This is a genomic window from Phreatobacter aquiterrae, assembly GCF_053471285.1.
In genome coordinates this window covers 1-12,658 of record NZ_JBJPHW010000020.1, presented here as the reverse complement: position 1 = coordinate 12,658, position 12,658 = coordinate 1, and the positions used below count along the sequence as shown (strand labels likewise).

14 protein-coding genes are annotated in these 12,658 nt (G+C 60.7%); 11 read left to right on the top strand and 3 right to left on the bottom strand.

Annotated features, from left to right (window positions below; translation table 11 throughout):
* Positions 1-21: 21 nt before the first annotated feature.
* The 3 genes from ACJ4V0_RS20735 (at position 22) to ACJ4V0_RS20725 (ending at position 2,952) form a co-directional block, all read left to right on the top strand.
* The gene (locus ACJ4V0_RS20735) at positions 22-666 is read left to right on the top strand and encodes a hypothetical protein (protein WP_448301514.1); all 645 of its coding nucleotides are present in this window, start codon (positions 22-24) and stop codon (positions 664-666) included.
* A gap of 343 nt (positions 667-1,009) precedes the next feature.
* The gene (locus tag ACJ4V0_RS20730; protein WP_448301513.1) at positions 1,010-2,596 is read left to right on the top strand and encodes a hypothetical protein; all 1,587 of its coding nucleotides are present in this window, start codon (positions 1,010-1,012) and stop codon (positions 2,594-2,596) included.
* Complete coding sequence (locus ACJ4V0_RS20725) at positions 2,593-2,952, top strand: hypothetical protein (protein ID WP_448301512.1); 360 nt, start codon at positions 2,593-2,595, stop codon at positions 2,950-2,952. The genes ACJ4V0_RS20730 and ACJ4V0_RS20725 overlap by 4 nt, the downstream gene beginning before the upstream one ends.
* Before the next feature lie 102 nt (positions 2,953-3,054).
* Here ACJ4V0_RS20725 and ACJ4V0_RS20720 read toward each other — a convergent pair whose 3' ends face one another.
* Together ACJ4V0_RS20720 and ACJ4V0_RS20715 are read right to left on the bottom strand one after the other, a co-directional pair.
* On the bottom strand, positions 3,055-3,594 hold the full coding sequence (locus ACJ4V0_RS20720; protein WP_448301511.1) for a PIN domain-containing protein: 540 nt from the start codon (positions 3,592-3,594) through the stop codon (positions 3,055-3,057).
* A complete protein-coding gene (locus tag ACJ4V0_RS20715; RefSeq protein ID WP_448301510.1) occupies positions 3,563-4,633 on the bottom strand; it encodes a helix-turn-helix domain-containing protein in 1,071 nt (356 codons plus the stop codon). Before ACJ4V0_RS20715 ends, ACJ4V0_RS20720 begins: the two co-directional genes overlap by 32 nt.
* A gap of 107 nt (positions 4,634-4,740) precedes the next feature.
* Between ACJ4V0_RS20715 and ACJ4V0_RS20710 the strand changes: the two genes are divergently transcribed.
* The 8 genes from ACJ4V0_RS20710 to ACJ4V0_RS20675 all read left to right on the top strand — a co-directional run bounded on the left by ACJ4V0_RS20710 (position 4,741) and on the right by ACJ4V0_RS20675 (position 12,176).
* The gene (locus ACJ4V0_RS20710; protein WP_448301509.1) at positions 4,741-4,965 is read left to right on the top strand and encodes a DUF2188 domain-containing protein; all 225 of its coding nucleotides are present in this window, start codon (positions 4,741-4,743) and stop codon (positions 4,963-4,965) included.
* Between the two features lie 13 nt (positions 4,966-4,978).
* Positions 4,979-5,239 (top strand): DUF1883 domain-containing protein, encoded by a 261-nt coding sequence (locus tag ACJ4V0_RS20705; protein WP_448301508.1) that lies wholly within the window; start codon positions 4,979-4,981, stop codon positions 5,237-5,239.
* A 787-nt stretch (positions 5,240-6,026) separates the two neighbouring features.
* Complete coding sequence (locus tag ACJ4V0_RS20700) at positions 6,027-7,736, top strand: Eco57I restriction-modification methylase domain-containing protein (protein ID WP_448301507.1); 1,710 nt, start codon at positions 6,027-6,029, stop codon at positions 7,734-7,736.
* A gap of 5 nt (positions 7,737-7,741) precedes the next feature.
* Positions 7,742-8,479, top strand: coding sequence for a PaeR7I family type II restriction endonuclease (locus ACJ4V0_RS20695; RefSeq protein WP_448301506.1), 738 nt, complete (start codon positions 7,742-7,744; stop codon positions 8,477-8,479).
* Between the two features lie 328 nt (positions 8,480-8,807).
* Complete coding sequence (locus ACJ4V0_RS20690; RefSeq protein WP_448301505.1) at positions 8,808-9,527, top strand: SIR2 family protein; 720 nt, start codon at positions 8,808-8,810, stop codon at positions 9,525-9,527.
* A 14-nt stretch (positions 9,528-9,541) separates the two neighbouring features.
* Positions 9,542-11,299 carry an ATP-binding protein gene (locus ACJ4V0_RS20685; RefSeq protein ID WP_448301504.1) on the top strand — a complete coding sequence of 586 codons (1,758 nt, stop codon included), beginning with the start codon at positions 9,542-9,544 and terminating at the stop codon, positions 11,297-11,299.
* An 80-nt stretch (positions 11,300-11,379) separates the two neighbouring features.
* Entirely contained in the window at positions 11,380-11,925 is a 546-nt protein-coding gene (locus tag ACJ4V0_RS20680) for a recombinase family protein (RefSeq protein WP_448301503.1), read from the top strand.
* A 59-nt stretch (positions 11,926-11,984) separates the two neighbouring features.
* Positions 11,985-12,176, top strand: a complete 192-nt coding sequence (locus ACJ4V0_RS20675) for a WGR domain-containing protein (protein ID WP_448301532.1) — start codon at positions 11,985-11,987, stop codon at positions 12,174-12,176.
* Here the strand turns inward: ACJ4V0_RS20675 and ACJ4V0_RS20670 are convergent.
* Positions 12,130-12,369 carry a hypothetical protein gene (locus ACJ4V0_RS20670; RefSeq protein WP_448301502.1) on the bottom strand — a complete coding sequence of 80 codons (240 nt, stop codon included), beginning with the start codon at positions 12,367-12,369 and terminating at the stop codon, positions 12,130-12,132. The genes ACJ4V0_RS20675 and ACJ4V0_RS20670 overlap by 47 nt on opposite strands.
* Positions 12,370-12,658 lie beyond the last annotated feature (289 nt).

Sequence of the window (12,658 nt, the reverse complement as noted above, 5' to 3'; positions counted from 1 at the left end):
TCACATGCGGCAGCAGGTCGCATGCGCGAAACAATCGGATCGCGCAACCATGGGGTAATGCGGTCGTGGGACCCCGCGATCGATGCGCAGGATGTGAGCATGGCAGGGCAGGGGGTAAGGGCCGCACTGGTTGTCGCAGGCCTCTGGCTGGGACTGGCAGGGGCGGTGGCCCAGGAGGTCGTCCTTGAGGCCAATCAGCGCAAGCTGAACGGCCAGCCCTGGGATGGCGCTGAGGTCTTCGGGCCCGTTTCCCTGCCTACTGCCGGGCCGCCGGATCTGGCCCTGTGCGTGGTGCCCCCGAACGGTCGGGAGCGCTGCTACGAGCGCGAAGGCGGGCGCGGCCGGCAGTCGCTTTGCCAGAACAGCTACAGCTGCACCTTTAAGCCCGAGTTGCCCGCCGGGCAGCCCTATGGCCTGTTTGTCTATGACATCGATCTGCGGGCTGATGACCTGGTCGACTTCGTCATCATCGTGCCGCGGGCCAACACACCGGCCAGTGCCTATGCTGCGATCGAGACCCGCCTCCGTCAGTTGCTCGACGCCCGGACCCCCGTGATCTCGCCGATGGAAAAGGACCGGCGGCGCCGGGAAACCCAGGTGCTCACCCCCGAGCAGTGTCAGCAGGCCGGCTGTACCCTGACGCAGTCGCGGCTGTGGCTGCGCTGAGAGGGTCCATGGGGCGGGTGCTGGTGGTCCTCCTGATGCTGATGACCGGGCACGCCGTCGCGCAGCCGGTGCGGCCCCGGGTCGAGCAGCTGCCCGATGTCACGCCCCCGCGCCCCAATGTGGCGCCCCTTGAGACCGGGCGATCGGCCATGCCTGTGCCAGACACCCGGGAGGGATTGTCCGTCGTGACGCCGCCGGGCCCGCCCCCGCCACGGAACCCCTGGCTGCGCCGACCCTTGCCCGAGGTCAACGAGCTGGCACCGTGGCCGGCCGCTGAGCGGGTGGCCGAGATCCCCGTGCCGGCGCCGTCGGGCCGGACGTCAGGCCAGCTGAGGCTGCGCTGATGCGGATTCCGGCGGCGGTGATGCTTGCGGCGACGGTCGCCTACCTGCTGACCGAGGTGGCCTTTGCCAGCTATCTGGTCGAGTTCCTTGGCGCGGCGCCGTCCAAGGACGAGATCCTGGCACTGGAACGGTGGGGTCGGACCCTGACCGGGGTGGCGCTCGCTCTGGTTCTGATCCCGCTCGTGATCCCGGCTCTGCCAGTTGCGGGACCGGCGCCCTGGCTGATGCCAGCGGTGGGCACGGCCGGGGTGCTGGCGTTCAGCATTGCCGTGGCCCAGGTCGGGATTGATCGGCTGGTGCAGTCCCTGACCGACCAGACATCTGCCGCCGAGCGGCGCATGGCGCTCATCGTCAATGCCGGCATCGGGCGGATTCATGCGCGGGAGGACGGCCAGCCCGCGCTGCTGGTCAATCAGGCGTTCCTGCCTGATGCGCTCCGCGACACTGTGGCCGGCCGCTTTCTGCTGGCAGGGCTGCCGTTCCTGCTGGCCCGCGCCGAGGCGATCGATCAGCGGCTGGTTGCGGTGCTGACGGAGGCCGTCGACCGGCGCATCCGGGAGGAGGCCGGGCGGCCGGAAGCGCTGTTCAATCGCACCTATGTGCCGCTGATGGAGAAGACGGTCATCGCTCGCTACGACGGCTACGTGAAGGCGGCCAACGAGGCGCGTCGCGCCATGCGGGATCGCATCCGTCAGTCCGACGAGGACTGGCAGATGTATCTCCGCTACCTGTCGCTCAAAGGCTGGAACCACGTCGATGTGCCGAACGTCCCCCGCCAGCGCAGCGAGGCGTCGAAGCAGATCAGGGGGCAGATTTCCTTCGCGCCGGAGGGCTGGGTCCCGCGCCAGCGCGAGGACTTTGACGATCTCTATGCCGGCGAGATCCGGACGAAGTACCTGGGTGCAGTCCGGTCGCTGGGTCTGACAGGTCCCGCGATTCCGCTTGAGGATTTTGATCAGACAATCTCGCCCGCGCAGTTTGTGGCGCTGCCGGTCGTGAAGGCCACCTGGGAACGGGATCTCGCAGCGCAGGCTGGTGATGCCGAGTTTCGCGAACGGCTGGCAGAGTTCGGGCCGCAGGTTGGAGGCTCATCCAGCGTGTTTCCGCGCTTTCGCGCCGCGGTCTATGAGCCTGTCATCTCCGCCAAGGTCGCCCGCGAGACCGCCCGTCTCCAGAGTGCAGTTGCGGCGTATGGGCACGGCGGGGCCTACGCTGCGGACGCCTACGACGGCACCAAGGTCATGATCATCATTCCGCTGGCCCTGGGGTTCTCGACCCTGGGCGCGCTGACCCATGCGGCGAAGTCGCTATGGCTACTCGGTCGTGTGCTGGGCCTTCCCGTGCGGACGGGACTCGGTCTCGTGGGCGGGTTCCTGGTGATCGTCGCGACGGCGTCCTTCTGGACGCGGCCCGGGCCAGCCACGAGCCGCCCCGAGGTCGCTGCCATGTTCCGGGGCCTCAGCGCCTGGCACGCCTATGGCCTCCGGACCGCGATGGCGGCGCAGCTCGTTCTCTATCCCAGCGGCCTGGCGCTTCGCCATGCCGTGGGTCTCGCTCCCCCAAACCCAACTGAGGGAAGGTCATGATGAAGTCGATTGTGATGGCGGCCGGCCTGGCTCTGGCTGTGTTACTTGCCCCGGCGCACGCCCAGAACCCGAATTCGGTGCGGTACGTGCTCCAGATTCCGGATGGGTGCTATCCGGTAGCGATCAACCCGCAGAACGAGCAGATCAGCACGGTCTGTCGGGGGCAGAACAACTGGTCTCCGGAGGGCCTTCAGCTGTTCAATATCCAGTCGGCCGGCATCTCTTACTTCAACACCCGTATCGGCGCGCAAAGCTACCTGGCTGAGGATATGCGCTCAGGCGTCGGGCCGAGCCCGTGGTTTCAGTACTGGTGGTTGCCTCAGCTCGATCGAGCGCAGATCTGGCGACCAAGATAATTGATGGCCTACAGTTTGCCTGACAAGCGGCCTTCCCGGTCGGGGGGACTCTTCCAAGCGCGCCCTGTGTCCCCATCCTATTCAGTCGGAAGGGTAGATATCCTAATGTCCGAAGCGCTTTAACCGTGCAGTCAATTCCGCAGTCGGCAGCCAGACAAGTGGATCGTCCCGCCACGCTTCAAGGCATGCTCTTGCGGTTGGCCCGTCACAAAAGTCGTGCCGCAACAGCTCGTCCAGGACCCAGAGGATTCCATGGACCTCTACTTTGTAGGACTCAGAAATGGCCCTCAGTCTTCCATCGCTGGTTAGCAGCAGCGCCCCGCGTGTGTTCCTTGCCAATACGAGTGAAAAGCAATCTTCAGCCGATAGAGCAACGTGCAGTTCGCGCATCCGGAACGCTTCTGTGACCGCGTTGGGATCAAGGTCCACGACGAGGAGCCCGGAACCCGTGAAGCTGGCCCATTCAGCGGTGGAAATCGTCAGCAGCTCCTTCTCCCGAACCGGCAGTGCCACTTGGAATTCATAAGGCAGTCGTAGCATGAGGCTTACGAGGCCGACCTTGTGCAGGTCGATCAGGCACGAGGTGTCATTGATGACAATACGTGTAGAGTCAGCGGGGGCCGTTGACCGCGATTTCGACATCTCGCACAGGCTTTCTCAGTAGGTCAGCCGCTCTAACAGAGGTTATAAGTCCCTCGGCAAGCGCCCGATAAACGTGACTGTCGAATCTCTTCGGCCTTTCCATTTTCGCTATATCACCATCTTCAGCAAGCGGCGCCGGCTCATCTTTTAGCCAAGACCGCGCTGGAGTCCTGAAGAGGCTTTTTAGTTTGTCGTCGGTGATAGCGCCGACATCTTTGAGTCTGTACAACAAACACATCATTGAAACGCCATACATATGCTTCAGGCGGATAAGCTCTTCATATCCAAATGCAGTGCGTCCGGTGCCGACCTCGCCCCGCAGGTGATCTGCGGGCACGAGCAATGCGCCCGCGAACCGGTTCATAGCCATTTCCGCCTTTGCATCTCGGCAGTCGCTGATGACCGCGTGGGCAAGCTCATGGGCTAGGGTGAACCTATCGCGTTCGACGTTAAAATGGCGATGCACAACCACGCGGATCGGGGCCTTGTCTCCGCCCCGGCGCACGACGCAGGTCAGGCCCGAGAAGCTGTCAGGCGCTGGGATTTCGATCACGCGGATACCCCGCTCTTCCAGAAGCGCGGTCATGCTGGGAATGGGATCGCCGCCAATGTTCCACTCATCGCGCAGCTGGTCAGCACGAATTTCGGCTGCGTCCAAGCTCGGCACGACAATGGGTTGAATGCCCTCGAGAGCACTAACGGCATCCGGCAGCGCGAGAATTTCCTCCACTGCAAGATAGCGCTCCACATGGTCGACTACCTCTCCCTCAATCAACGCCTTCTCTCTTTCAGAGACTGACGCCTTCTTTCGGAACTCGACGCCTTCCAGGGCTACGACTTGGCTGCTCATCAAGAAGTCGAGCGAAACGCCCAGAGCCCTCGCCATACCGACAAGGACGCTCGAACTCGGCATCATCTCACCGCGCTCATACTTGTTGATGGCCTGCGGGGTCACACGCGGCTCGAAACTATCCGCAAGCGCGGCCAGCGACAGCCCGGCGCGAACTCGCGCCAACTTCAAACGGTCACCGAACACCATGGCAGTCCTCCTGGTTGGTTGACAGATTGTTATTCTTGTGCGATTCATCAACCTGTAAGTGAAATATAGGTTAACAACGTTGACCTATCAACCGGAAAGTTGAGAAAATGAGCAGAAAGAACCAGTACGTGGTGCCGACCAGCAACGGCTGGGCAGTTCGCGGCGAGGGCAACGACCGCGTCACGCAGCATTTCGATACCCAGCGTGATGCCATTGCCCGTGGTCGCGAGATCGCCATGAACCAAGGCAGCGAGCTGCGCATCCAGGGCCAGGATGGACGTTTCCGTGAGGCCTGGAGCTACGGCAACGACCCGTATCCGCCCAAGGGCTGAAGGAGGAAGTCCCATGAACTTCCTGCACAACGACCTCGGTCAACTTCGCGGCGGCGAGATTATCGAGGTGACCTTGTCCCATGCTGCCAACGTGCGGCTCATGGACAGCAACAACTTCAGCAGCTATCGCAGCGGCCGCCAGCACCGTTATTTCGGCGGGCACGTCACGCGGACTCCGTTCCGTGTGCAGGTGCCGTATTTCGGCCACTGGCATGTCGCTGTGGACACTGGCGGTGGCGGCTCGGTCCAGGCACGCATTCGGCTGCTGAGCTGATGCGCTGCCCTTCCATTTGCTTCAGATCTTGAGTGCCCCGCGGCTTAGTCTCGGGGCACTTTTTTGTGTCATAGCCCAGTTCCACCTGCCAGCCGCCCGAACAGCTAGATCACATGTTCCATAAGATACCTTATGCGAATCAATGACTTAGTTCGTATAATGGCCGTTATGTTAAGTGCGACATCCTAACCCGGCGGCGCCTGAGCAAAGGATCAGGGCTCATCCTTTGCTTACGCGGAGGCGAAGCCAAGGATCGTTGGCTTACGGTCCACAGCATTCCTCCCGAACATCCTAGCCGGCGGGCCGGGCGCGGCAATGAGGAGCCCGGGGGTGACCCCGGGCACTCAGCTCCGCGGCCCTTTCGGGTCAGACCCAAGCATCCTGTGATGGCAGACCCTGCGCTCTAGCCGGGCACACAGGATGCCCGTTGGCCTCCGTCGTGGTAGGCTTGCCCAATGACTGAAAATGCAGAGCTCGCCATCCTGAAAGAGGCGTATCGCGGCGGACTTGCGAGCGGGCCAGGCCGCCTCGTATCGGCGGATGATCTGCTTTCAGCGGTACGGCACCAGGACAAGTTTTCCAAGGCGGATTCCCGTCCTTCGCGCGGCGCGGACATCCGGCGGCTCAAGCGCGAGCGCCCTAAACAGGTGGTGCAAGACTAACCCACTGTCGCTGTCTTCGGCAGCGCAGTGAGTTGTCCCCTTCATTTCAAAGATGTTCTTGTTTTGTTCTTTGCCCGCGTGGTGATCGCGGTTATGGTGCAAGTGCCCACGATAAGGAGATGCCCGTGCCACCCTACGCTCAACATCAAGGCCAGCTCGCCTTTCACAGGCTCTCCTTGATTGATGATGCAGTGGCGAAGCTTGCCGAGGCAGGCGCCGAGGAACGCGGCGCGATTTTTACCCGGCGGGAGGTAGTCGATTTCATCCTGGATCTGGCCGGCTACACCGCTGATCAGCCGCTGCATCGGCGCCGGTTGCTGGAGCCCTCGGTTGGGGAGGGTGACTTCCTGTTCCCAGCGCTGGAGCGGCTCTTCGCGGCGTATAGCGCCGCCCGTGAGAAGACCAACCCGGTCCTGGCTTTGAAGGACGCCATCCGGACCGTTGAGCTACACCGGTCGACGTGTGAAGGTGCCCGTGCCGGCGTAGTCGAGTATCTCCAACGACAGGGGCTATCTGTCAAGGAAGCGAGCACGCTTGCCGGCATTTGGGTGGTCCAGGGTGACTTTTTGCTGACGGAGCTTGAGGGCACCTTCACGCATGTCGTCGGCAACCCGCCCTATGTCCGTCAGGAGAGCGTGCCGGACATCCTCATGGCCGAGTACCGGGCCCGCTACCGGACCATCTACGACCGCGCAGACCTGTATGTGCCATTCATTGAGCGCGGTCTTTCGCTGCTATCGCCCAATGGGCGTCTAGCTTTCATCTGCGCCGATCGCTGGATGAAGAACCGATACGGGGCACCTTTGCGCGAGTTTGTCGCGGCAGATTTCCGGCTTCAGACATATGTTGACATGGTCGACACGCCAGCATTTCACAGCGACGTCATCGCCTACCCCGCAATTTTCGTCATCGGGCGGGGCAAGGCAGAGGCTACGCGGGTGGCCCACCGGCCGGCGATCGACGGCAGCCTCCCTGCCCTCGCCCGTGCCTTGCGCGACGGCGAGACCCATGCAGCCGTGAGCGAAGCTCGGGGCGTCGCGGCCGGCGCCGAGCCTTGGCTGCTCGACTCTCCCGACCAGCTCACCCTTGTTCGCCGGCTTGAGCGGGATTTCCCGCTGCTAGAAGACGCCGGTTGCAAGGTCGGAATCGGGGTCGCCACGGGCGCCGACCAGGTGTTCATCGGCAAGTTCGATGAGCTGGACGTCGAGGATGATCGCAAGCTCCCCATGGCGATGAGCCGTGACATTGCGAGCGGCACCGTGAGCTGGAGGGGCTATGGCGTACTCAACCCCTTCGATGATGCAGGCAAGCTTGTGCCGCTGGCCGGCTACCCCCGATTTGCGGCTTACCTGGAGCGCCACGGCCAGGTCATCAAGGCGCGACACGTCTCTCAGAAGAACCCGGACCGTTGGTACCGAACGATTGACCGCATCTACCCCGAGCTGACCTATCAGCCCAAGCTGCTGATCCCGGACATTAAAGGCGAGGCCAACATCGTCTACGAAGACGGCAAACTCTACCCCCACCACAATCTCTACTACATCACAGCGGCCGAGTGGGACCTGCGCGCATTGCAGGCCGTCTTGCAATCGGGGATTGCACGACTCTTCGTCTCGACATATTCAACGAAGATGCGGGGGGGCTACCTGCGGTTCCAGGCGCAGTATCTGCGGCGGATTCGGATCCCTCATTGGGTAAACGTGCCTGATGCCATTCGGCGCGAGCTGAGTGAGGCCGCAGGGAAGGGCGATAAGGCGGCCTGTGATGACGCCGTGTTTCGCCTCTATGGATTAACCCGGAGCGAGCGCAGCGCCCTGGGAGGAAACGGGGGATAGGCTGCATGGCGCTCGATCTGGCCAACTACGAGGAACGCGCCCGCGAGGCGGTAAAGGCTTTCTGGGGCAATCGAGCGGCAGCCATCCATAAGCAGAAGCTGGCCGGAAAGGTCGACCAGGGCGAGCGCGCCGGGGTGACCGGCGGCAAGAACATGGATGGGTTCCTCACCCTCATGGTCGACCTGGTGGAACGGAACGGCCTCAAGGACGCTGAAATCCATTTGCGGCGCCGGGTTCTCACCCTGCCCGGTTATTTCCGGCCAACGAAGCTCTGGGACGTCCTGATTACGCGCAGAGGACGCTTGGTGGCTTGCCTGGAGTTTAAATCTCAGGTTGGCCCATCCTTCGGCAACAATTTCAACAACCGGTCCGAGGAGGCGATCGGTACGGCCGTCGATCTTTGGACCGCCTACCGAGAAGGCGCCTTCGGTAAGGATCAGCCGCAGCCGTTTGTGGGCTGGCTGATGTTTGTCGAGGATTGTCCCAAGTCTCGGTCGCCCGTGAGGGATCCAGCGCCCCATTTTCCAGTCATGCCCGACTTTCGGAATGCGTCCTACACCGAGCGCTACAACATCCTCTGCGGCAAGCTCATCAGCGAGAAGCTGTACACGGTTGCGTCGGTCATAACCGCCGCGCGAACCGCCGTAGACGACGGGGCCTACCGCGAGTTGGGGTCCGCAACGTCGTTAGGTGAATTCGTCACGCGGTTTGCCGGCCATATCGCGGCCGAGGCCGCGCGCTGATCGCATGGCTTCACCTCCGATAGATCCCGTCCTGGAAGGGGTCGCACGGCTCGCCCAGGCAAGCTTTGCCAGTAACCCCGTCCTTGTTATCGGGAGTGGTTCCTCCGCGGCGCATGGCCTACCTACGATGGGGACACTGAAGGACTTTCTTCTAAGTCACGTACAGCCCAGCGGTAGTGATGAGACCCGCGGATGGGCTGAAGTGGTTGCCTGTCTCGAGAAGGGCGATCATCTGGAGAAGGCACTCGCTGGAAAGGCACTGCCTGCCAGCTTAGTGACCACGATTGTGCGTCTCACGTGGCAATGTGTAAGTGACTCCGATCGGCAGATGTTCTTGAAGGCCGTTGAACGGAATGAAGATTTTCCACTGGGCCTTCTAATCGGGCACCTATTCCGCAGTAGCAACAAGATAATCGACGTTGTCACAACCAATTACGATCGGCTGATAGAATATGCGTGCAACGACGCGGGCCTTCTTGTCACGACTGGATTCCGTCCCGGATACATCCAGGCCCGCGAAGGTACGTCACAACTGTCTTACTCTAGCGCAGGTAAGGCTATCCGCTTGGTACGGATATCAAAAGTGCATGGTTCTCTCGATTGGTTTCAGCGCAAGGACGGTACCGTCGTAGCCTCACCACTCTTCGAATTACCAGGAGAGGCCGTTACTCCTCTTATTGTTACGCCAGGCTTCAATAAATACGAGCGAACGCACGACGAGCCTTTCCGTTCCGCCATCCAAGGTGCCGACAGAGCTTTGGAGAATGCCGACGGTTACATGTGTATAGGATTCGGGTTCCGCGATAGCCATATTGAGCCAAAGATGCTTGATCGATGCAGGCAAAAGAGCGTTCCCGTCACAGTTCTGGGACGGACTCTGACTGATGAAGCGAAGTCATTTCTTTCTAGCAAGGCCGGTATAAAATATTTAGGCCTCGAAGCGACCATAGACGGAACGCGCGCTTATACGCATGAACACCCTGCAGGTGTCGAAATAAAGGGGGTTGATGCTTGGTCGACTGCCGGTTTTATTAAGCTTGTAACATAAGAACGGAGGAAGAAATGCCAATATTCGATTACCAAGATAGCGATGCGCTTGGCTGCGTCATTTCAGTTGATACGGCCACAGTAACAATTCGCGTCGATGCCATCGAGCGCCTCCGAAAGATCCAAGTGAACCGCCTTGTCGTCTTGCAAAGCAGTAAGGCCGGGCAGCACCTCCTGGGTATCGTAACGCGAATCACTCGCAAAGCTGATGACCAGGCGGAAGTCACTCCCCGGGATGGTGACCCCATTGATCAGCCCTTACCTGAGAACAACCTTGTCCGGATCACATTGATTGGGACCCTCATCGACAGGTTAGGTACAAAACAGAACGTGTTTAGGCGGACGCTTGAGACGGTGCCGGAGATAGATGCTAATTGCTTCTCGCTCGACGGTGAGCGGCTGACTCAGTTTATGCAGGTAATCTCTAACGTCGAAATGGATGGGCCTCGACTTTCGCTAGGCAATTTCACGCTGGATGAAGATGCTGTAGCCTACTTAAATGGGAATAAGCTATTTCAACGACATGCTGTTATTGTCGGCAGCACTGGATCGGGCAAATCCTGGACGACCGCCCGACTTCTTGATCAAATCGCTCAACTGCCACAAGCGAATGTTGTTGTTTTCGACATTCACGGTGAATACAAGCCTCTTGTTGGCGATGAGTACAGGCATATTCGGATTGCGGGGCCCGTTGATATTGAAAAAGGAACAGAGCTGACCGACGGAGTCCTTCATCTCCCATTCTGGCTTCTTGGTTATGAAGCTCTGTTGTCGTTGTTTGTTGATCGAAGCGACCAGAACGCGCCAAACCAGGCCATGATGATGACTCGCTGCATCACTGACGCAAAGAAGGCTGCTCTGACGGCACCGGAGCATTCCGAAATCCTTGCAAACTTCACGATCGATAGCCCCGTCCCTTTTGACATTGGGGCTGTGGTCGCCGCGCTTACGCAGCAGAATGAGGAGATGGTTCCTGGTGCGAAGGCGGGCACAGAGAAGCAGGGGCCGTATTTCGACAAGCTCAGCCGACTGATTGCTAGATTGGAAGCAAAACGCCAGGACCGGCGGCTCGGCTTCCTTTTTCAGCCTCCTGCCGGCTGCATGCGCATGGATTGGCTGGGAAAAGTAGTGCACCACCTTATCGGTGGCCGCGGCGCGCAGCCCGATACCAAGGGTGGGATAAAGATTATCGACTTCTCTGAAGTCCCATCGGATGTGCTGCCTCTGATGGTCAGCCTTCTGGCACGCCTGATATTCACAACCCAACAATGGACCGAGCAGGAAGGCCGCCATCCGATCGCTCTTCTGTGTGATGAGGCGCACCTTTACATTCCCGAGCGGTCATCGGTTGATAGCGGGGATGCAGTATCTGTTCAGATATTCGAGCGGATCGCTAAAGAGGGACGTAAGTATGGTGTGGGACTTGTTGTAATTAGCCAGAGGCCGGCTGAGGTGAACCGTACAGTTCTCAGTCAGTGTAATAATGTGATTGCAATGCGACTGACGAATGGAGACGACCAGAGCGTTATTCGCAAATTGTTACCAGATAGCTTGGGAAGTTTTGGGGATCTCTTGCCCGTTCTAGATATTGGCGAGGCACTGGTAGTAGGAGATGCGAGCTTACTACCGACCCGAATCCGAGTTGCGGAACCGTCCCGCAAGCCCAACAGCCAGACTGTCGCCTTCTGGGAATGCTGGAACGAAGGTGCGCCGAAATCGGGGACTGACAAGGCAGTGTTGGCTTGGCGGAAGCAAAGCTTCACTCGTGCATAAGTCAGGACTTATGCAACACCCCCTCCCCTTGAGCGATCTCAACCGCTTGCGCGCGTCATAAGTCCGTTGCATAATGCGGCATGATTTTTGGCTACGCACGGGTGAGCACGGACGGGCAAACGCTCGATGCCCAGCGTGAGGCTCTGAAGGTCGCCGGCGCCGAGACACTCTTCGCTGAAACCGTCAGTGGTGCACGCAGCGATCGGCGCGAGCTGGGGCGGCTACTCGCACGGCTGAAGGCCGATGACGTGGTGGTGGTGACCCGACTGGACCGACTGGCGCGGTCGACCCGGGACCTCCTGAACATCCTCGCCACCATAGCCAAGCGCCGGGCCTCGTTCCGGTCGCTGGCCGAGGCCTGGGCCGACACCACGACCCCGCACGGTCGGCTGATGCTAACCTTCCTAGGTGGCATCGCCGAGTTTGAGAGGGAGCTGATCAAGTCCCGGACCGCTGAGGGGCGGAGCCGAGCCAAGGCGCGAGGCCAGAGCCTGGGCCGTCCGTTCAAGCTGACCCCCCACCAGCGCCAGGAGGCGTTGGTTCGGCGTGCCAACGGCGAAGGTGTGAGGGAGATTGCCCGGAGCTACAACGTGAGCCCCAGCAGCATATCGAGGCTGAAGCCTTGAGCGGGCCGGTGACCCTGCTCTGCATCGATCCCGCCAAGCGGAAGCACCGCTTCTACAAAATGTTCATCGCCCCTTCCCTCTTCGGGGAATGGCTGCTCGTCCGGGAATGGGGGCGCATTGGCAGCCCGGGCCAGGTCCGGAGCGATCACTTCGACAATGCAGGAGCGGCGCTACTGGCCTTGCAGAAGCTAGTGCGGGAGAAAGTCAGGCGCGGGTATGACCTGCGGCGACCTCACGAGCGATCTGAGTGATCACCGGCGCCAGCTTCGCAACCGCAGCATACAGGGTGAACTGCAGCCGGGCCCGGTCCTCGAGCGAGGTCTGGTCCAGCATGTCATAGGCGCTGGCAAGGTGCTCGGCCGCCTGTCGGACGTGCTTGCTGACTTCTACCAGAGAGGGTTCTGCCTTCGACGGCTGGAACGCCGCATCCACGAGCCTGAGCATCGGCCTTGCTCCAGAGGACAGTTCGTACGTTTGCTAATGATCGACCGCAATCTAGGCATATGTGGTTAATGCTTTCTTGCGGGCGAGCGCGATAGCAGCGCAGCGCTCCCGACGTCACAGCCGGCAGATCTGGATCTTCCCGCTGACCGGGTCACGACGAATGGTTGTCAAATCGCTTCCAATCGCCACCCCTATTTCGCGTCCAAAGCAGGCCCCCATTGAGGGCGCAGATGCGAGCGGCCGCCCCGGCGTAGCTGGCCAGGGTTTCGCAGCCGGGGCGGCCGCGTTT